The 20,248-nt window shown below is 72.0% G+C and carries 15 protein-coding genes and 1 pseudogene; 10 read left to right on the forward strand and 6 right to left on the reverse strand.

The features are described from left to right. The first annotated feature begins 46 nt into the window (after positions 1–46). The 5 genes from IE247_RS16615 (at position 47) to IE247_RS16635 (ending at position 9,847) form a co-directional block, all read left to right on the forward strand. Positions 47–5,620, forward strand: a complete 5,574-nt coding sequence (locus tag IE247_RS16615) for a glutamate synthase-related protein (protein ID WP_190123909.1) — start codon at positions 47–49, stop codon at positions 5,618–5,620. 5 nt (positions 5,621–5,625) lie between these two features. Beyond that, the gene (locus IE247_RS16620; RefSeq protein WP_190123910.1) at positions 5,626–7,395 is read left to right on the forward strand and encodes a sulfite reductase subunit alpha; all 1,770 of its coding nucleotides are present in this window, start codon (positions 5,626–5,628) and stop codon (positions 7,393–7,395) included. A gap of 3 nt (positions 7,396–7,398) precedes the next feature. Then, positions 7,399–8,331, forward strand: coding sequence for a hypothetical protein (locus tag IE247_RS16625; protein ID WP_190123911.1), 933 nt, complete (start codon positions 7,399–7,401; stop codon positions 8,329–8,331). 190 nt (positions 8,332–8,521) lie between these two features. Continuing rightward, positions 8,522–9,355 (forward strand): class I SAM-dependent methyltransferase, encoded by an 834-nt coding sequence (locus tag IE247_RS16630; RefSeq protein ID WP_190123912.1) that lies wholly within the window; start codon positions 8,522–8,524, stop codon positions 9,353–9,355. 99 nt (positions 9,356–9,454) lie between these two features. Beyond that, entirely contained in the window at positions 9,455–9,847 is a 393-nt protein-coding gene (locus tag IE247_RS16635) for a DUF488 domain-containing protein (RefSeq protein WP_190123913.1), read from the forward strand. Positions 9,848–9,861: 14 nt separating this feature from the next. Here the strand turns inward: IE247_RS16635 and IE247_RS16640 are convergent, their stop codons facing one another. Further along, positions 9,862–11,127, reverse strand: a complete 1,266-nt coding sequence (locus tag IE247_RS16640; protein WP_190123914.1) for a cytochrome P450 family protein — start codon at positions 11,125–11,127, stop codon at positions 9,862–9,864. A gap of 342 nt (positions 11,128–11,469) precedes the next feature. Here IE247_RS16640 and IE247_RS16645 point away from each other — a divergent pair, with 342 nt between their 5' ends. Further along, positions 11,470–12,039 carry an EF-hand domain-containing protein gene (locus IE247_RS16645; protein WP_190123915.1) on the forward strand — a complete coding sequence of 190 codons (570 nt, stop codon included), beginning with the start codon at positions 11,470–11,472 and terminating at the stop codon, positions 12,037–12,039. Positions 12,040–12,112: 73 nt separating this feature from the next. Here the strand turns inward: IE247_RS16645 and IE247_RS16650 are convergent, their stop codons facing one another. The 4 genes from IE247_RS16650 to IE247_RS16665 all read right to left on the reverse strand — a co-directional run bounded on the left by IE247_RS16650 (position 12,113) and on the right by IE247_RS16665 (position 16,163). Next, complete coding sequence (locus tag IE247_RS16650) at positions 12,113–12,991, reverse strand: NAD-dependent epimerase/dehydratase family protein (RefSeq protein ID WP_229869159.1); 879 nt, start codon at positions 12,989–12,991, stop codon at positions 12,113–12,115. Between the two features lie 57 nt (positions 12,992–13,048). Further along, entirely contained in the window at positions 13,049–14,125 is a 1,077-nt protein-coding gene (locus IE247_RS16655) for an alkene reductase (protein WP_190123916.1), read from the reverse strand. Between the two features lie 31 nt (positions 14,126–14,156). Further along, complete coding sequence (locus IE247_RS16660) at positions 14,157–15,152, reverse strand: LLM class flavin-dependent oxidoreductase (RefSeq protein ID WP_190123917.1); 996 nt, start codon at positions 15,150–15,152, stop codon at positions 14,157–14,159. Positions 15,153–15,236: 84 nt separating this feature from the next. Continuing rightward, positions 15,237–16,163, reverse strand: a complete 927-nt coding sequence (locus tag IE247_RS16665) for a zinc-binding dehydrogenase (protein WP_190123918.1) — start codon at positions 16,161–16,163, stop codon at positions 15,237–15,239. Positions 16,164–16,299: 136 nt separating this feature from the next. On the opposite strand from IE247_RS16665, the pseudogene IE247_RS34355 reads away from it, so the two are divergent. After that, positions 16,300–16,494: pseudogene (locus IE247_RS34355) on the forward strand (hypothetical protein); the annotation flags it as partial. A 26-nt stretch (positions 16,495–16,520) separates the two neighbouring features. Here the strand turns inward: IE247_RS34355 and IE247_RS34360 are convergent. Next, on the reverse strand, positions 16,521–17,969 hold the full coding sequence (locus IE247_RS34360) for a hypothetical protein (RefSeq protein WP_229869172.1): 1,449 nt from the start codon (positions 17,967–17,969) through the stop codon (positions 16,521–16,523). Between the two features lie 252 nt (positions 17,970–18,221). Between IE247_RS34360 and IE247_RS16680 the strand changes: the two genes are divergently transcribed. From IE247_RS16680 to IE247_RS16690, 3 genes are all read left to right on the forward strand, one after another. Beyond that, positions 18,222–18,824, forward strand: a complete 603-nt coding sequence (locus IE247_RS16680; RefSeq protein WP_190123919.1) for a TetR/AcrR family transcriptional regulator — start codon at positions 18,222–18,224, stop codon at positions 18,822–18,824. 87 nt (positions 18,825–18,911) lie between these two features. Beyond that, positions 18,912–19,496, forward strand: coding sequence for a DUF2165 domain-containing protein (locus IE247_RS16685; RefSeq protein ID WP_190123920.1), 585 nt, complete (start codon positions 18,912–18,914; stop codon positions 19,494–19,496). Positions 19,497–19,648: 152 nt separating this feature from the next. Beyond that, positions 19,649–20,224 carry a dihydrofolate reductase family protein gene (locus IE247_RS16690; RefSeq protein WP_190123921.1) on the forward strand — a complete coding sequence of 192 codons (576 nt, stop codon included), beginning with the start codon at positions 19,649–19,651 and terminating at the stop codon, positions 20,222–20,224. The last annotated feature ends 24 nt before the right edge of the window (positions 20,225–20,248 follow it).

A 20,248-nucleotide genomic window follows, 5' to 3' on the forward strand; every position in this document is an offset into this window, starting at 1 on the left:
CCGCGGCGAGCGCTTCACCGACGCAGCCTGGCCGTCCGCTGCCGGTATGTATTTCGCTGACAGGATCCATGTGAACCACTCCCCCTTCGGGCTCTACAGCCCTGCCCTCGACCACAGTGACTGCGGAGTCGGCTTCATCACCCGTCTCGACGGGACGCCGAGCCACGACGTCATCCTCAAGGGCGACGAAGCTCTCCGCACCATCCCGCACCGCGGCGGCAAGTCCGCCGAGGGCGTCGGCGACGGCGCGGGCGTGAGCGTCGATCTGTCGGTGGAGTTCTTCGACGCCATCACCGGCGAGAAGCTGCGCGCCGGGCACTTCGGTGTCGCGAACTGCTTCGTGCCGGGCGACGACGGCCGCCGCGACGGCGCGGTGGACCTCGTCGGCCGGAGCATCGCCGAGCAGGGGTTCGAGGTTCTGCTGGTCCGCGACGTCCCGGTGGATCACAGCGTCGCCTGTCCCGAGGCGGAGCGCTACCAGCTTCCCATCGTGCAGTGGGTCTTCCGCGCGCCCGAGAGCTGGGAGCGGGGTGACGTCGACGCGGCCGCCAACCGCGCGCTGCTCGCCGTCGAGGCCGCCGCCTACGCCGAGGACGCGTACGCCGGGCTGTACCCGCTCTCCCTGAGCGCGCGGACCCAGGTGCTCAAGGGACGGCTCAACTCCGGCGAGGTCATCGGCTACTTCCGCGACCTCGGCGACCCGGCGCACTCCGTCCGGTCGCTCTACTTCCACACCCGGTTCTCCACGAACACCGAGCCGCACCCGACCATGGCGCAGCCGTTCCGCCTCATGGCGCACAACGGCGAGCTGAACACCGACCGCAAGAACCGTCTCTCCGACGAGGCCCTCGCCCGCGCCCGCACCCGCAGCATCGTGCGTCCGCCGGGGCAGTCGGACTCCAGCCGGCTCGACCAGACCCTCCAGAGCCGGGTGTTCGACGACGGTCTGGACATCGTCGAGGCCGTCGTGTCGCTCATGCCGCCCGCGTGGGAGAACGACCGCACCCTGCCCGACTCCGTGCGGGACATGCTGGAGTACTTCTCGCTGTACGAGGAGAAGAACGACGGCCCGGCGGCCGTGATCTTCAGCGACGGGGACGTCATCGGCGCGCGGCTCGACCGGCTCGGTCTGCGCCCGCTGCGCACCGTCGAGACCGCCGAGTACCTCATGGTGGCGTCGGAGGCCGGCCAGGTCGCCTTCCCCGACGACGAGGTCGTGCACCGGGGCCGCATCGAGGCAGGCGGCATGCTCGTCGTCGACCACCGCACCGGCGACCGGATGCGCACCCGCGAGGTGCTCGACGCCCTCGCCGCGCGCCGCCCGTACTCCGAGCTGCTCACCGCGGCCCGGGTGAACCTGGACGACCTGCCCGCGCCGGACTACCAGCGCGGCACGACGACGCTCGGGTACGACGGCGATCTGACGCCGGCCGGCCGGTACGTGGCGTACTCGCTGAACCAGGAGAGCTTCCGGTTCATGCTCGACCCGATGCTCGCCAACGGCTCCGAGCGGATCTCCGCGATGGGCTACGGCAATGCCATCAACGCGCTCAGCGACACCGAGGGCGGCATGGCGAAGTACTTCTCGCAGCGCTTCGCCCAGGTGACGAACCCGCCGCTCGACAGCATCCGTGAGGCCGACGGCATGAGCATGCGGGTCGCTCTCGGCCCGAAGCCCGACGGCACCGGGAGCACCGGAATCGCCGGAAGCCGGCAGCTCGTGCTCTCCTCACCCGTGCTCGGACACCTCGACATGGTCCGGCTGCGCGACCAGCGGATCGTGCCGCTGAAGCGGTTCGCCATGCTCTACACCCCGGTGACCGGCGACGAGAGCGCGAACGCCGACGCGCTCCGCTCCGCGCTCGAACTGCTCTGCGACGACGTCGAGCGGTTCGCCGCGGAGGGCGGTGGCATCGCGCTCCTCAGCGACCGGGCGGTCTCCTCGGCGCGCGCGCCGCTGCCGGTGATCCTCGCCGTCGCGGCGGTGAACCAGCGCCTCATCGAGACCGGGCTGCGCCTGCGCGCCTCGATCGTGGCGGAGAGCGGCCAGCTGGCCTCCTCGCACCATGTGGCGACCGCGCTCGGTTTCGGCGCGTCGGCGGTCTACAGCCTCAGCGCGCGGCTGCGCGCCGAGGAGAAGCACCCGAGCGCCCCCGCGCCCGCGGGCGAGATCACCGAGACCGACCGGGCGCTGGCGAGGTTCCGCAAGGCGGCCGAGAAGTCGCTCGCCAAGACCATGGGCCGCGTCGGGCTGTGCACCGCCGAGAGCTACATCGGCGGCGAGTTCTTCGAGCCGAACTACCTCGACACCCGCGACGACGTGTTCGCGCGGATCTTCCCGCACATGGACGCCCCGGTCGGCGGTGTCGGCTTCGCCCGGATCGCTCAGACCACGACGGAGTGGCACGAGCGGGCCCGTACGGTGGAGACCGAGCAGCAGATCCCGCTGCTCGGCCTCTTCAAGGAGCGGTCGGACGGCGCCGGGCACTCGTTCGGCGTCACGGCCGTGCGCGGCTTCGGCGGTATGACCGAGGAGCGGCCGGAGTTCGGCCGGCCGGACGACTCGGAGGCGCTCCGCCTCCTCACGCTCGGCCAGCTCGACGACGCGTTCGGCATCACCGACGCCGCGTACCGCAACACCGGGTACGACGCGCTCAGCGACGCCGAGATCGACGCGTTCCACATCACCCCCGGATACCGCGCCTTCCTGCGGACCACGCGCGAGGAGCGCCTCCGCCGCCCGGCCGCGCTCCGCGATGTGCTGGCGCTGCCCGCCGATGTCGCGGGGCTGCGCACCCCGGAGGACTTCGCCCGCGAACTCGGCCGCTTCTGCCCCGAGGGCAACGCGAGCATCACGGTCCGCGGTGTGGTCACGACCGCCTCCGGGACGGACGGCGACACGGGCGCGGTGACGGCCCGGCTGAGCCTGCTCTCCCCCGGCCCCGACGGCGCGGAGCGGCACGCCGCGCTCGCCGAGGGGCTCGCGCTCGCCCACCCGGGCCAGGTCGAGACGGCGGGGGCGGACGCCGACGGTGTCGTCGTCACCGCCTCCGGCGACGCGGCCCGGCTGCTCGCGCTGCTGACGGGCGCGCCCGAGAGCGTGCCGCTCGACGAGGTGCAGCCCGCGCACGAGATCACCCGCGCGCTCGCCTCCGGCGCGATGAGCCACGGCGCGCTCGTGGCGACCGCCCACGAGGCCGTCGCGCACGGGACGAACATGGTCGGCGGCATGTCGAACAGCGGTGAGGGCGGCGAGCACCACTCCCGGTACGGCACCATCCGCGGCTCCCGGATCAAGCAGTTCGCGTCCGGCCGGTTCGGGATCTGGGCGGGCTATCTCGCCGACCCGATGCTGGAGGAGCTGGAGATCAAGATCGGCCAGGGCGCGAAGCCCGGCGAGGGCGGCCAGCTGCCCGCGCCGAAGGTCACCGTCGACATCGCGGCGGCGCGCGGCGGCACCCCGGGCATCGAGCTGATCTCCCCGCCGCCGCACCACGACACGTACTCGATCGAGGACCTCGCGCAGCTCATCCACGACTGCAAGGCCGCGCGGGTGCGGGTCATCGTGAAGCTCGTGTCCTCCGAGGGCATCGGCACCATCGCGGTCGGCGTCGCCAAGGCGGGCGCGGACGTGATCAATGTCGCCGGGAACACCGGCGGCACCGGCGCGGCCGCCGTCACCAGCCTCAAGTACGCCGGGCGGTCGGCGGAGATCGGCGTCGCCGAGGTGCACCAGGCGCTCGTCGCCAACGGGCTCCGGCAGAAGGTCACCCTGCGCTGCTCCGGCGCGCACCAGACCGGCGGCGACGTCGTCACCTCGGCGCTGCTCGGGGGCGACAGCTTCGAGTTCGGCACGACCGCGCTCATGATGCTCGGCTGCGTCATGGCGAAGAACTGCAATGTGAAGTGCCCCGCCGGGCTCACCACGAACGCCGAGGCCTTCGAGGGCGACCCGCGCGCGCTGGCGCAGTACCTGCTCAATATCGCGCACGACGTCCGGCAGATCCTCGGCCGTCTCGGGCTGCGTTCCCTGCGCGACGCCCGGGGGCGCACCGATCTGCTCCAGCTTCTCGACCACCCGGCGAGCGTGGGACGCCTCGACGTCCGCAGGCTGCTCACCCGTGTGCCGGAGAAGATCGTCGAGAACCCGGAGTACCTGGAGAAGGACTTCACCACCGACGACGCCCTCATCGAGCGCGTCCGCGCCGCGCTCGTCGACCGGCGGGAGCCCGCCGCGCTCATCGAGGGCATCCGCCTCGGCAACAGCGACAAGTCGGTCGGCGGACAGCTCGGCATCGATGTCGAGCGGCTCCTCAACCACGAGCTGAGCGCCGCCGACCTCGCGGGCGCGCCCGCGATCACGGCCGACGACCGGGGCCGCCGCCGTCTCGCCGACGGCGCCGTCCGTATCCGCACCAGCGGTTCGGCCGGTCAGTCGTACGGTGTGTTCTGCAACGACGGCATCACGCTGGAGCACACCGGCACCGCGAACGACGGTGTCGGCAAGAGCCAGAGCGGCGGGCGGATCATCGTCCGCGCCCCGGGCGGCGGCAGCGCCGAACGCGGCGGCAATGTGCTCATCGGGAACTTCGCGCTGTTCGGCGCGACCGGCGGCCGGACGTTCGTCGAGGGGGAGGCGGGCGACCGGTTCGCCGTGCGGAACTCCGGCTCGACCGCGGTCGTGGAGGGCCTCGGCGACTTCGGCTGCGAGTACATGACCGGCGGCACCGTGCTCAACCTGGGCGGCTTCGGCAAGGGCCTCGGCAACGGCATGAGCGGCGGGTTCCTGTACCAGTACGACCCGACGGGCGAGGTGCGCGACCGGGTCAGCGCCGACTCACTCCTGGTGTTCCCGGTGACCGACACCGAGCACGGGGCCTTCCACGAGGAGGCCGTCCGGCTGCTCCTGGAGTGGCACCTGGCCGCCACCGGCTCGCGGCTCGCGGCCCGGCTGCTGGAGAACTGGGCGAGTGAGCGGGAGCATGTGTACTGCGGGATGCCCCGCTCGCTGCTGCTGTACCAGGACGCCTCCGAGATCCTCGCCGCGGCGACCCGCTCCGAGCTGCTCGACGAGCTGGCGACCTCGACCGCGACGGACAAGCTCCGCGCCTTCAAGGTCGACTACCGCGACCGCCGCACCGTGCTCGGCGGCCGTGCCCCGGCACTCGGCGACCAGGGCGGCGACGGCATGTTCTCGCTGCTCTCCTCGTACACGGTGCTCGGCGTCGCGCAGGACCTCGCCCTCAAGCGGGTGCCCGGGGCGACGGGCCTGGACGACCCCCGGGTCGCCGACGCGGTCCGCAATCTGGTGCTCACCGAGGACTTCCTCGTCAAGCAGCGCGTCGTGAAGTATCTGCGCGGAGCGCTGGAGCGGTTCGACGACGACGAACTGGCGACGCTCATCGCGATCAAGCGTCTCGACGACTACAAGCACGCGCTGAGGCAGCGGAACAACCTGAGTGTGGACGCTCCCGGCACCTACGGCTGGATCGTCCACCAGAACACGAAGAACGCGGGCCGCGTCCGAGCCGCCCGATTCGACGAACTGCTCGCGACCGCGGCCTTCGAGGACATCGCGCGCCGCGCCCCGCAGGCCCCGACCGAGGCGGTGACCGCGTGACTCTCATGCCCCCTACCGGATCCCTCATCCTGGCCGACGCGCCGTTCTCCGCCGAACAGGAGTCCTGGCTGGCCGGGTTCATCGCGGGCGTCGCGGCCGCCGGACGCCGGGAGACCGCCGCGGCGGACACGCCCTCGGCCACGGTCGACGTGCTGTTCGGCACCCAGACCGGCAACGCGGAGTTCCTCGCCGGCGAACTCGTCGCCGGGGCCCGCGCCCGCGGCCTCGGCGGTGCCGCCACCGCGCTCGACGACGTCACCCCCGAGCGGCTCGCCGCCATGTCCCATCTGATCGTCGTCGTCTCGACCTACGGCGAGGGCGAGATGCCCGACAACGCCGGGCTGTTCTGGGAGGCGCTCCAGGCCGAGAGCGCGCCCCGGCTGGAGGGTCTGCGCTACGCGGTCCTCGGGCTCGGCGACCGGGGGTACGACGACTTCTGCCAGGCCGCGAAGTTGCTGGACACCCGGCTGGAGCAGCTCGGGGCGACCCGGCTGCACGACCGCGTCGACTGCGACGTCGAGTTCGAGGAGCCCGCCGCGGCGTGGACGGCCTCGGTCCTGGACCGTCTCGCCGACGAGACCGGCGCGACCGCCACGGCCGGTGCGACGACGACGACGGCGGCGAGCACCGCGCCCCCGGCCGGCCGGACCCGGTCCCCCTGGAACCGGCGCAGCCCGTACCGCTCCCGGCTCGCGGTGAACAGACTGCTGTCCTCGCCGGACAGCGCGAAGGAGATCCGCCACTACGAGTTCGACCTCGGCGACAGCGGCATCACCTACACGGCCGGTGACGCGCTCGCCGTCGTACCCGTCAATGACGACGCGCTCGTCGTCGACTTCCTCAAGCAGTTCGGCGCGAGCGGCGACGAGGACGTCGAAGGGGGGCGGCTCGCCGAGGTGCTGAGCACCGGGCGCGAGATCCGCATCCCGTCGAAGGAGCTGGTCGCCGACCTGGTCGAGCGCGCCCCTTCGAGCGAACTCGCCTCGGTCGTCGCGCACGGCGACCGGTCCGACCTCGACTCCTGGCTCTGGGACCGGGATGTGCTCGACCTGATCCGTGACGCCGGGTCCGCCGCGCCGGGCCTGGACGAGCTGCTGCCGTTCCTCCGTCCGCTCCAGGCACGGCAGTACTCGATCTCGTCGAGCCCGCTCGCGCACCCGGACCGCATCCATCTCACCGTCGCGTCCGTGCGGTACGCCAACGCGCACCGCCGGTACGAGGGCGTCGCGTCGACCTATCTCGCGGACCGGATCGGCGAGGGCGCCTCCGACGGCACGGCGGGCGTCTACCTCCAGCCGAACGCCTCCTTCGGCGTCCCGGCGGACGACGACGCCCCGATGATCATGATCGGTCCCGGCACCGGCATCGCCCCCTTCCGGGGCTTCCTCCACGAGCGCGCCGCGCGGGGGGCCGCCGGGCGCAACTGGCTGTTCTTCGGCGACCAGCACCGCCGTACCGACTTCGTGTACGAGGACGAGCTGACCCAGCTGGGTGAGCAGGGCGTCCTCACCCGGCTCGACCTCGCGTTCTCGCGCGACCAGGCCGAGAAGGTCTATGTGCAGACGCGGATGCGCGAGCAGTCGCGGGAGCTGTACGGATGGCTGGAGGACGGCGCTCATGTGTACGTCTGCGGTGACGCCTCCCGGATGGCGAAGGACGTCGAGGCGGCCCTGCTGGGCGTCATCGCCGAGCAGCGCGGGCACGGGGAGGACGACGCCTCGCAGTACCTCGCGGATCTGCGCCGGGCGAAGCGCTATGTGCGGGATGTGTACTGACGCATGGCGGATCACCGGGCCGGGCCGCCGCACGCCGACGGCCGCCTGTGCGTGTTCGGGGAGCACTGCGGCAGACGGAGCGGCACCGGGCGTCCGATCGACGCGCGGATGCCGGAGCTCGGTCGCTGTCTGACGCTCTTCCAGTACGTCCAGGCGGTCACCGGCGGTCCCGTCGCGCGGATCGACCAGGCCGGCAGCTACGCGGTGCCGAGTCTGCGCGGGGAGGCGTTCTCCGTCCTGCCGGGGTCGATCACGCTGCGCGTCGACGGTGACGCGGTCGCTTCGGCCTCGGTCGTACGGGACGAGCGCACCGGCTCGGTCGCCGTCCAGCTGTTCGACGCCGCGGGCCGGATCGCCCACCAGGGGCTGCTGCTCTCCGAGGGCGACCGGCTGCTGGCCGGTCTCACCGGCCCGGCCGCGGGCGGTGCGGTGACCGCCGCGCCGCCCCCCACGGCCCCCGTCCGGCCGCCCGCCTGGGAGGACGGCGACCAGCTCGCGCAGCTCGACGCGATCCTCGTCGACGGGGGTGTCGCCCGGCGCGAGGCCTTCGACCGGTATCCCGGCGAGCACCGGAAGATCGACGCCGCCGTCCTGCCCTCGGTTCTGGAGCACGTCCGCTCCGCCGGGCTGCCGATCGGCGTCGCGGTGTTCGGCCCGGCGGCCATGCAGGCGTGCGCCGGGCGGGTGCACATCACCGACCAGACCGTCGGCGGCCAGGTGTTCGCGGCCGTCGCGGACAGCTCGGTGGTGATCGGGCTCCCCGCCGTCCGCGCGTGCCACCTCGTCCGCTCCACGGCCGCGCACGGCCCGACCTCGGCGATCGAGCTCGACGACGAGGACGGGCGGTGCGTCGCGGTCATCACCCAGTTCGGGATCGTCGGGGAGCGGGTCCACACGGACTGGGAGCGCCTCGCGGCGTCGCTGCCCGACGCCTGAGAGTCCCCTCCTCAGCTCCCCGTCTTCCGCCGGTCCGTGTTCCGGCGGTCCGTGTTCCGGCGGTACTGCCGCTGTCTGCACGCGCGCGAGCAGTAGGTGCGGCGGCGGCCCCGCGCGGGCTGGGCGAGCGGGCCAGGCACTGAGCGCATCGCCGACCGCGGATGACGCGGCCGCGGCCTAGTGTGCTGCCATGCGCGACGACACCCCCGAAGAGACGCACCGTACCCGGCTGAGCCGGACCTTCGACGAGGACGCGGAGCTGTACGACCGGGCCAGGCCCGGATATCCGCCGGAGCTGTTCGAGGACCTCAGCGGCATGGCCGTCATCGGTCCCGGCCGCCGTGTCCTTGAGGTGGGGGCGGGCACCGGGAAGGCGACCCTGCCGCTCGCCGAGCGGGGCTGCCGGGTCACCGCCGTCGAGCTGGGGGCGAACATGGCCGCCGTCGCCCGGCGCAACCTGGCCGGTTTCCCGGCGGTGGAGATCGTGACCGCTGATTTCGAGAGCTGGCCGCTGCCCGGGGAGCCTTTCGACGCGGTTCTCTTCGCCACGGCGTTCCACTGGATCGATCCGGCGGTGCGCACGGCGAAAGCCGCTGACGCGCTGCGGCCCGGGGGCGCCCTCGCCGTGGTGGCCACGCAGCATGTGGCGGGTGGCAGCGAAGAGTTCTTCATCGAGGTCCAGGAGTGCTACGAACGCTTCGACCCGGCCACCCCTCCGGGGCTGCGCCCGCCCGCCGCCGGGGACGTCGACACCTCCGACCACGCGGACGAGGTCGCGCGCACCGGCCGGTTCGGCCCTGTCGCCCTCCGGCGTCACGAGTGGGAGCTGACGTACACCACCGCCCAGTATCTGGAGGTACTGCGGACCTATTCCGGCCATCGGGCGCTGCCGCCGAAGGCGCGCGAAGGGCTCCTCGAATGCATCGCCACGCTGATCGACGGGCGGTACGGAGGCCGGGTCGCCAAGCGGTACCTCACGGAACTGCGCGTGTCGCGAACGGTCCCCGGCCCCGGCCCCCGGTAGACGTTTTCGGCCGACGGCCGCCACGGCGGTTCGCCGGAGCCGAGCGGCGGCCCCGGGATAGCGTTCCTCGTGACAGGTCCGCGCTCCGGGAGGCACACCATGCCGTCTGACCCTGATTTCCGGGTGCGCCGGGTCTACGACCCTCCCGAGCCGGCCGACGGCCGGCGGGTCCTGGTGGACCGGCTGTGGCCGCGCGGGGTGTCCAAGGAGCGGGCCGCGGTGGACGAGTGGCTCAAGGATGTGACGCCCTCGGGTGATCTGCGCACCGCCTACCACTCCGGACGGCTCGACTTCGCCGCCTTCCGGGCCCGCTACGAGGAGGAATTGGCCGAGCCCGACCGGGTGGCGGCGGTCGGCCGTCTGATCGACCTGGCCCGCGCCTCCACCGTCACCCTGGTCACCGCCGTCAAGGACCCGGAGCACAGCCACGTACCCGTCCTCGTCGATCATCTCCGTCGCCGTCTCCGTCTCCGGCGACACCGGCACGAGTGATCGTCGAGGTCGGCTCACAGGCGCACGGGGAGCGCTCTCAGATGCCAGTTGACAGGGTTGGCGCCGCGTTGCAGATCCTGTGGATCGGTGGCGAGCCGGAGGTCCGGCACCCGGTCGAACAGAGCGGTCAGGGCGGCGGCGGTCTCCTCCTGGGCGAGGTGCGCGCCCAGACAGCGGTGGGCGCCGTGCCCGAATCCGAGGTGGGGTTCCCTGCCGCGACGGGTGCGGCCGAGGTCGAGACGGTCGGGGTCGGTGAAGGCGGCCGGGTCGCGGTTGGCCGCGGACACGATCGGCAGGACCGCTTCCCCCGCCTGTACGGGGGTGCTGCCCACGGTGGTGTCGCAGACGGCGTAGCGCGGGAGGGCGCGCACGACGGGGCCGCAGTAGCGCATGAGTTCATCGACGGCGTACGGCATGAGGGTGGGGTCCTCGCGCAGCAGAGCGAGCTGGTCGGGGTGGGCGAGGAGTGCCTCGGTGCTGTTGGCGATGAGATTGACGGTGGTGATGTGCCCGGCGACGACCAGGTTGGTGATGAGCGCGACAAGCTCGTCGGTGCTCAGTCGATCGCGGTGGCGGGGCGACAGCAGTTCTGAGATGAGGTCGCCGCCGGGGTGGGCCGCGTGGTGCTCGATGAGCGTGTGGGCGTCGTCGATCATGCCTGCGAGCGCCTCTCCCAGCTCCTCACCGCACACGCCCGCGCTCAGTGTGGCGCTCCGTGCCCGCCAGCGGTCCCGGTCCGCTTCGGGGACGGCGATCAGTTCGCAGATGACGGTGATCGGCAGCGGCCGGGCGAAGTGTTCGACCAGGTCGACGACGCCGTCCTCGGCGTGGTCCGGCAGCCGGTCCAGCAGTTGGGCGGCGATGGCGTCGATCCTGGGGCGCAGCGCCGCCACTCGGCGCGGGGAGAACGCGGCGGTGACCAGGCCGCGCAGCCGGCGGTGGTCGGCTCCGTCCGCGTCGAAGATTCCTGCGCGCAGATATTTCTCGTGCCCCGCGTACATGCCGCGCGCCTGCCAGGTCTGCTCGGTGCGATGCGCCACCGACGCGCCGGGGACGGTCGCCGCGTCAATGGTGAAGCGGGAATCGCTCATGATCGTACGAATGTCGTCGTGCCGTGTGGCCACCCACATGAGGTCGACGCCCCGTACCCGTCCCCGCACCATCCGCTCACGTTCACGAACCGGTGCGTACGCGGTGAACGGATCACGGACCAGCTCCTGGTCGGCCAGGTCCAGCGGTTCGCCGCCCGCTTCGGTGGTGTCCTGGTCCCGTTCAGTCATCTTGGGGCTCCAACCGGGTGATTGTTCCGTGACGGCATCATCACGCGAACACCGCACCCCGCAAGCCCTCAGGATGCCGATTCCCCCGAACGAAGGTATCGCCGCAGGTACAGCACCCTCAGGAGCACCACCAGCGCCACATCCGCCGACGCGGGACCGGCCGGTTCGGGGCGATGCGCACGGTGGCGGTGGCGGTGGCGGTGGAAATCGATTCCGCCGTGTGCTGTGCCCTGTTCGATTCCGGGCCCTCACCGGAACGGAGTAATATCACCGTGCACCGCTGCCGCCCCGGGCCCTTCTCCGGCCTCCGGGGCCGCTCCCCCGCTCGAAGGAGACAGGCCGATGTCAGAGGAACTGCTGATCCGCAAAATCGCCTACGGCTTCGACCAGTTCGACGTGGACGGCAGCGGGGATCTGACCGAAGCCGATCATGTCCTCATGGGACAGCGGTCCGCCCGGTCGCTCGGTCACCTCTCCGGGTCGGAGGAGGAGCAGCGCATCGTGGACGCGTACGTGTCCATCTGGCGGAACCTGCATGTGCCCCATCTGCCGCCCGGCGCGGAGGCGATGAGCCGCGAGCAGTTCATCGAGTCCACCCGTTCCCTGGCCGACGACCCCGCAGCGGCGCGCGCCACCGTGGGGGCCCTGGCGGAGGTCTTCCTGACCGTCGCCGACACCGACCGGGACGGGGCACTCGACCCCGACGAGTACTTCTCCTTCCTGAGCGGCCACTTCCCCCGACAGTCCAGAGAGCATGTGGACGCCGCCTTCCGCCGACTGGACCGTGACGGGGACGGCAGGCTGTCGGCGGAGGAATTCACCTCGGCGGTCGTCGAGTTCTGGACCAGCAGGGATCCGGAGGCACCGGGCAACTGCTGGCTGGGCTTGGACTTCACCGAACAACCAGAGTGATGGTTCACCCCTCACCGGCCTCGCCGGACCGGTCACGGAAGCCGTCGAGGGCGAGCCGAGCCGAGCCGTCCGATCACTCGGGCCCCGGACCGGCCGCGGCATCGCGCAGTAGCTCCCGCACTCCGCGAACAGGTCGGTAACCGAACGCGTTCGCCGCGGCGGTCGAGTCGTACACCCGGTCCAGACGATCGGGCACAGGCCACCCCTGGTCGCGGAATGCCCGGACGACGTCCGGAACCCGTTCGGCGAGCACCGCGCCCGCATCACGGAAAAGGGCAAGGCAGTCCTCGCGGTGAAACGGGTGCGGCCCTGAGATGTTGAACCTGCCGGTAACGGTGGGATGTGCCACGGCCAGGACCCCCGCCGCCGCTACGTCGGCGACGTCGACCGCCCTGTGGAGCAGATGGCGGGCTCGCACCGGCGGCGGCTCCGGAAAACATCGCGATATGCGCAGCGTGATCGAAGAAACGGCGCAGCCGGCGACCAGCTCCTCCGCGGCCAGTTTGGTCTCGTCGTAGATGTCCCTGGGAAGCGGCGTGAGCCGCTCGTCCACCCAGACAGCACGATCGGTGGGCTCCAGGGCGTGCCCGTACACACTCGTACTGCTGATGTAGAGAACCCGCCGGGCGCCGAGGCGGTCGGCGTCGTCGAGCAGGCCCACGGTCGCGCCTACGTTCACGGACCGGAACTCTCCATCCGCCAGACGGCCGACATGCGGGGCGTGCAGCGCGGCAGCATGGACCAGGACATCGGCCGACTCCAATGCGGCCAGTCTCACCGGCCGGTTTCGCAGATCTCCGACCACGCTCGTCCAGCGCCCGGGAATCCGGTCCACACCGCGAACCACCCAGCCGGCCGCGTCCAGCGCCTCGGCCAGGGCCGCTCCGACCTGGCCCGAACTTCCGGTGACCGTAACCAGCCCGGCGGGGGCTCTTCTTGTCGCTGAGTGCACGCGTCCGACTGTACGGCGTGGCACCGCGGTGGGCGGCAGGATCGGCCGACCGCCCGATCACGCGGGTCGGCCGAGGGCCGGGTAGTCGGTGTAGCCGTGGGCTCCCCCGCCGTAGAAGCCCGTCGGGCGGGCCGGGTTGAGGGGGGCGCCGATGCGGCAGCGGGTGACGAGGTCGGGGTTGGCGAGGAAGTCGCGGCCGAAGGAGACGAGGTCCGCGCCGTGTTCGAGGGAGTGGGCGGCGGCCTGTGGTTTGTCGCGGTGGGCCGGGAGGGGGGTGATCATGAGGGCTGTGGGCCAGAGTTCTCGTACCGCCGTGTCCAGTGGTGTGCCCGTCTCGCCGTGGTGCAGATAGGCGATGCGGAGGGGCGCGAGTGTGCGGAGGAGGGCGGTGTAGGTGGTGTGGGGGTCGGTCTCGGTGAGGTCGCCGAAGGGGTTGGACGGGGAGATGCGCACTCCGACCCGGTGGGGGCCGATGGTGTCCGCGACGGCCTTGGTGATGGCGGTGGTGAGGCGGATACGGCCCTCGGTGTCGCCGCCCCAGCGGTCGGTGCGGAGGTTGGTGTTCTCCGCGAGGAATTGGTGGAGCAGATAGCCGTTGGCAGCGTGGATCTCGACTCCGTCGAGGCCCGCGGCCACCGCTCGGCAGGCGGAGTGGACGAAGGCGTCGATCAGTTCCTGGATCGCGGTGTCGGTGAGGGCCGTCGGGGTGACGGCGGGCATCCGGCCGGCGGAGGTGTGGACGAGGGTGTCGGCGGCCACCGCCGAGGGGGCCGCCGGGGGCGTCCCCTCGGGCAGGAAGTCGGGGTGGGCCAGCCGGCCCGCGTGCATGAGCTGGAGGAAGAGATGTCCGCCGGCCGCGTGCACCCCGTCGGCGACCCGTGCCCAGCCGTCCTGGTGGGCGTCGGTGAACAGGCCCGGCGCGCCGGGGCCGATGGCTCCGGCGGCGACCGGGTGGGTGCCCTCGGCCACGATCAGTCCGGCCGAGGCGCGCTGGGCGTAGTAGTTCGCCATGAGCGGGCCGGGGGTGCCGTCGGCGTCCGCGCGGGCGCGGCTCATCGGCGCCATGACCATGCGGTTGGGCAGGGCGAGGTCACCGAGCCGGGTGGGCCGGAAGAGGGCGGCGGGCGCGTTCACTGCGGATCCTTTCGCGAGGAGGGTGCCGGGGTCAGTGGTTCCAGGTCTTGGCGAGCAGTTCGTACGAGCGCAGCCGGGCGTCGAAGTCCCAGGCCTCGCTGACGATCATCAGCTCGTCGGCGTGCGTCCGGTCGACGAGGCCCTCCAGGCCCCGGCGGACGGTCTCCGGGGTGCCGGTGAAGGACTCGGCGAGCATGGCGTTCACCATCCGGGCCTCCTGCGGGGCCCAGACGGCGTCGATGTCGTCGACCGGCGGCAGGAACTCCATGCCGCCCCGGAAGTGGGTGAGGAACTTCTGCCGCATGGTGCTGAAGATCCGTACGGCTTCCTCGTCGGTGTCGGCGACGACCGCGTTGGCCGCGACGACGGCGTACGGCTTCGCCAGCGTCGCCGACGGGCGGAACGCGTTGCGGTACAGCTCCAGCGCGGTGCCGAGCTGGTCGGGCGAGAAGTGGGAGGCGAAGACGAACGGCAGCCCCTCGCGGGCGGCGAGGGCCGCGCCGAAGGTGCTGGAGCCGAGGATGTAGACGGGCAGGTCGACGCCCTCGCCGGGGATCGCGCGGACCTTGCGCTCGGCGCTGCCGGGCGCGAGGTAGCCGCGGAGTTCGGCGACCTGCTCGGGGAAGTCGGCGCCGCTCTGGTGCTCGCGCCGCAGGGCGCGGGTGGTCCAGGGGTCGGTGCCGGGGGCGCGGCCGAGGCCGAGGTCGATCCGGCCCGGGTGGTAGGTGGCGAGGGTGCCGAACTGCTCGGCGACCACGTACGGGGCGTGGTTGGGGAGCATGACGCCGCCCGCTCCGACTCTGATCCGCTCGGTGGCGGCGGCGACCCGGCCGATGATGATCGAGGTCGCGGAGCTGGCCATCGCCGGGGTGTTGTGGTGCTCGGAGATCCAGAAGCGGCGGTAGCCGTACGCCTCGGTGGCGCAGGCCAGCGCGACGGTGTTCTCCAGCGCCTCGGCGGCGGGCCGGCCCGTGCGGATCGGGGAGAGGTCGAGGACGGAGAGCGGGATGTCGGAGTAGCGGGTCATGACGGTTCGGTTCTTTCGTGGTGGGGTCGGGGGCCGGTTCCGGTGATGGAACCGGGCCGGGTCGCGATCGGCGCGGCGGGCGCGTCAGGACAGCTCCAGGACGGCCTTTCCGGCGAGCCGGCTCATCCGTACGGCGTCGAGTGTCTCGGCGGCGTCGTTCCAGTCGCCGCGCCACACGGTGTGCGTGCGCAGCCTCCCGGCGGCGACCTCGGCGGCGAGCCAGGTCAGGTCCGTGTCGATGCCGCCGCCGGTCATCTCGAAGAAGGTGACGATCGAGCGGTTCTGGCGCGCGGGGTCGGCGAGCAGACCGCCCGGTCCGAAGGTGGTGGCGCCGCCGGAGGCGGCACCGGTCAGCACGAGCGTGCCTCCCTCGCCGAGCGCGTCGAAGTACGCGGCGAGGTCGGGGCCGCCGACCTGGTCGAGCACTCCGTCGACGGGTGCGGTGATCCCGTCGGGGCCGGTGACGACCTCGTGCGCGCCGAGGGCGCGCAGCTCGTCGGCCGTCTCCGGCTTCCGGGCGACGGCGATCACATACGCGCCGCCCCGGGCGGCGAGCTGGACGGCGAACCGGCCGACCGCGCCCGAGGCCCCGTTGACCAGGACCCGACGGCCCAGGATCGGGCCCAGTCTGCGCAGGGCGCGCAGCGCGGTCCCGCCGGAGACGGGCAGGGTGCTCATCTCTCCGAGGTCGGCGCCCCGGGGGACGGTGCCGATCAGCGCGGTGTCGACGGCGCGCAGCTCCGCCCAGCCCTCGCTGAGGCCGAGGGTGGTCACGGGGGTGCCGGCCGCCGGGCCCGAGCCGTCGGCGGCGGCCCGCTCGACGACACCGGCGGCGTCCCAGCCGATCACCGCGCCGTCGGGCGCGCCCGGAAGGATGTAGCGGAACTCGGCCGGGTTGGGCGAGATCGCCGTGACGCGGACGAGCGCCTGGTGGGGCGCGGGGACGGGGTCGGGTGCTTCGGCGAGGCGCAGCCGTCCCGGGGCGGAGCGGTCGGCGATCAGGGCACGCATGGGATTCCTCCGGTCGGTCTCTGGGGCGGGCGGGCCGCCGTCCAGAAAATGTCACTCAGTGGCACTTGCTTATAGTAGGCAAACGCTGCTCGGTGGCTTAGGTATTCCAGGGGCGATTCCGCCTACACTCGCCGGTATGACGACAGGGACGGCGACGAGACCGGGACCGGCACCGGGGCCGGGGCCGGGGCCGGGGCTGGAGGGGAAAGAGCTGCCGCTGCGCGAGCGCAAGCGGCTGCGTACCCGGCGGGCCCTGGTCGAGGCCGCGCTCACCCGGTACGCCAGGGACGGCTTCGAGCGGACGACACTCGACGACCTCACCGACGATGTCGAGATCTCGAAGCGGACCTTCTTCCGCTACTTCGCCTCCAAGGAGGATGTGGCGCTCGCGCCGGAGAAGGAGTTCTGGGCCGCCTTCCTCGATGTGCTCCGGGCGGCCGAACTGTCCGGGCCGGTCCTCGGTGTGCTGCACCGGGCGCTGATCGCCTCTCTGGAGCGGATGGGAGAGGAGTGGGAGCGGCGGTTCGCGGAGAGCCGGCGGCTCGTGGAGCGGATCCCGGCGCTCTCGGCGCACAGCCTCCAGCACTGCGCCGAGACCTCCGGCGCCGTCCTGGCGCTGCTCTCCGGGCGCCTGGGGGCCCGGGGGCCACTGATCGCGGACGACGGCGGTCCGGACGGGCCGGGGATGGACGAGCTGCGGTTGCGGATCGCGCTGGAGATCACCGTGGCCGCCTTCCGGTGCGCGCTGCACGCCTGGTCCACCGGGCCCGCGAACGCGGGCCGGCCGGAGCTGATCGCCCTGACCGACCGCGCGTTCGCCGCCGTACCGGGAAGCCTGGACCTGACGGCCGGGCCCACCGCGAACGGCGTTCCCGCCGGGAACGGCTGAAGGGCCGGTCCGCGAGCGGTACGGTTCACGGACGCCCGGCCGGGACAGTGAGAGTGTTCCGGCCGGGCGCCCGTTCGCCGTCGGGTCCGCTCGGGCCCGCTTGGGTCTGCTCGGACCCCCTCAGATCCGCTCGCACCCCCTCCGGTCTGCGGCTTCGGGTGCGGCGGGGGCAACACGTCGAAGGACGAGTGCGCCCCACCCAGCGCCCGGGACTCCGGCAGCCAGGACGAGATGATCAGGCTGGTCCGGTCCATCAGCTGCTCGGCGCCGAGCCGCCCGGGCAGGAAGCGGCCGAAGGGCTCGACCTTCTCCAGGCGCTCCAGGCCCTTGGAGATGGCGACGGACTGGTCGGCGTCGCCGGTCTTCTCGGCGACGGTCAGGATGCCGATCTGCTTCTCCTCGGGCTGGAACATCAGCCAGATGCTGGACTGGCCCTGCTTCTCGGCCTCGTCACGGATGGCCGGCCACACCTCGGCCAGCAGCCGCTCGACGCCCTCAGCGCTCTCGGCGGGGTAGGAGTACCGCTCGAACCGGTTGATGTGGTGCGAGGTGGCCATCGGCTTGAAGTCGTGCGCGCCGGTGACCTTCCAGTAGTGCTTGTCCACACCGGGGAAGCGCGACCAGAACTTCACGCCGGGCTCCGGGAAGAGCTCCTCGTTGGTGAAGTGGTTGTAGTCGAGGACGTTCTCCCAGGTGTCGAAGAGGTAGCGACCGCCGATGTACTTGACGCCGGTGGCCGGGTCGAAGCGCAGCGGGGTGTACTTGTGGCGCATGCCCGGGCGGATGTCCATGTTGGGGCGCTCACGCTCCAGCATGTCGACGAGGTCCTGGGTGGAGTAGCGGTCATCCAGGGGGAAGTCGGAGGTGAAGGCCGCCTCCGCCTTGATCGGGCCGGTCTCGTAGCCGCGGACGTCCATGGTTGTTTCCTCTCTCACTGCGTGCTGCCACTCCCCGGATCGGGCGATCCCGCTCGGGGCGGGCCCCGCCGTGACACCGGCGGGGCGGGGAGGTCTGATCGGGCGCGCCCCCGTCCTGGGGCCGCGCCGAGACCGGTGGCACTCGGCTCCGAAGCGCCTCGTGCCACACGATCCGGACAACCGGACCGCTCGGTCATGTTCTGAACCGTAGCACAACATGACCGCGCGGTCCGATTAGGTAGGATGGGACCCATGATGAGAGCTGACGCCGTGCGCAACCGCCGCCTGCTGATGGACGCCGCCGCGGCGGAGTTCGCCGAGAACGGCATGGATGTGTCGATCACCCGTATCGCCACCCGGGCCGGAATCGGCAAGGGGACGGTCTTCCGGCACTTCGACACCAAGGAACAACTGCTCGCCGAGATCTTCAGCGACCGCCTGGAGGAACTGGTCACGGCCGGTCTCCGGCTCGCCGAGTCCGACGACCCGGCCGGCGCGCTCTTCGAGTTCATGACCATCGGCACCGAGATCCAGGCCCGCGACCGCTCCTTCTGCCAGGCCGCCGCCGCCCTCTCCCGCAGCGAATCAGCCGTCCACACCTCCCGCGAACGCCTCGCGGACGTGGCCGAGACCCTCGTCGCCAACGCGCAGCGGGCCGGGGCGATCCGTGACGACATCACGGGCCTCGACATCGTGCTCCTGCTGAGCGCCGCCTCCCAGGCCGTCCTCAGCATCAGCGAGGACGCCCCCGGCCTCTGGCGGCGCTATCTGGCCATGGTCTTCGACGGTCTGCGCACCCGAAGCGCCCACCCGCTCCCCGTCCCCGCCCCCACCCGGGCGCAGTTCACGGGGTGAACGGACACAGGGTCCGGCCGGCGTGGAACGATGCGCGAGATCAATGCGTGTGAGACGCATGGGACTTGTGTGATGGAAGGGGATTTCATGACGAAGGACGGCAAGGACGGCAGGGACGGCAAGGACGGCGACGGCATACGGAGCGGGTTCGGGAGTCTGCCGGTCGCGGGGGCCGTGCTCACGGGCATCGTCGCCGCCTACATGGCCCTGGTCGCGTTCGGGAACATCACCGACTTCGGGACGAACCGCGAGTTCGTCCGCCATGTCCTGGCCATGGACACCACCTTCCGGGACGAGGACGTGATGTGGCGGGCGATCGAGTCGCACGCCGTGGCCGACGTGGCGTACGTGGGCATCATCGCCTGGGAGACACTGACCGCCGCCGTCCTGCTGGGCGCGGTGTGGCTGTGGGTACGCGGACTGCGGCGCGGGAACCGGGGGGATGTCGGCCCGGCGCGCCGGACCACCACCCTGGGGCTGCTCATGGTGCTGCTGCTCTTCGGACTCGGCTTCATCGTGATCGGCGGCGAGTGGTTCCAGATGTGGCAGTCGTCCGACTGGAACGGGCTGGAGCCCGCGGGACGCAATGTGATGCTGGCGGCGTTCGCCCTCGTACTGATCCATCTGCCCGGCGCGCGCGGGAACGGGGAGGGCGCCGACCGGACGCCGTAGAAGAGCCTCCGTGGGGGCTCGGTCTCAGGCGGGAAACCGGGGTGCCCGGTGGGATTCGTCCCGCGTAAAGGGAAGGGCGGGGACGGTGAGCCGCGACGAGTCCCGCGGCGGTCGGCTCATAGAGTCGGGCCTGTTCCGGAGGAGGACTTCTGATGCGCGGGGTGACCTACTCGATGGGCGTCTCCCTCGACGGCTACATCGTCGGGCCGGACGGCCGCTTCGACTGGACGGAGCCCGACGAGGAGCTCTTTCGCTTCGTCACCGACGAGATCCGGGAGGTCGGCGTCCATCTGCTGGGACGGCGGCTGTACGAGACGATGCTGTACTGGGAGACTGCGGACCAGGATCCGTCGCTCGGCGGCTCCCTGCGTGAGTGGGCGGCGATCTGGAAGCCGCTCCCCAAGGTGGTGTTCTCCACCACGCTGTCGACGGTGCGGGGCAGCGCCCGCCTGGCCTCCGGTGGTCTGCCGGAGGAGATCGAGCGGTTGCGGGCCGAGCCGGGGGAGGGTGACATCGCGATCGGCGGTGCGACGCTCGCCGCCGAGGCGGCCGCGCTGGGGCTGATCGACGAGTACCGGGCCAGGGTCCACCCGGTGCTGGTCGGCGGCGGTGTTCCGTTCTTTCCCCGGCGGGAGCGCCGGGTGGATCTCGAACTCGTCGGGACCCGTGCCTTCGGTTCGGGAGTCGTCTGCCTCCGCCACCGCGTGGTGCGCCGGGCCTCGCTCTAGAAGTCGCCGGTGCCCGTACGGCGG

The organism is Streptomyces inusitatus, assembly GCF_014651115.1.
In the GTDB taxonomy this organism is placed as follows: Bacteria; Actinomycetota; Actinomycetes; order Streptomycetales; family Streptomycetaceae; genus Streptomyces; species Streptomyces amakusaensis.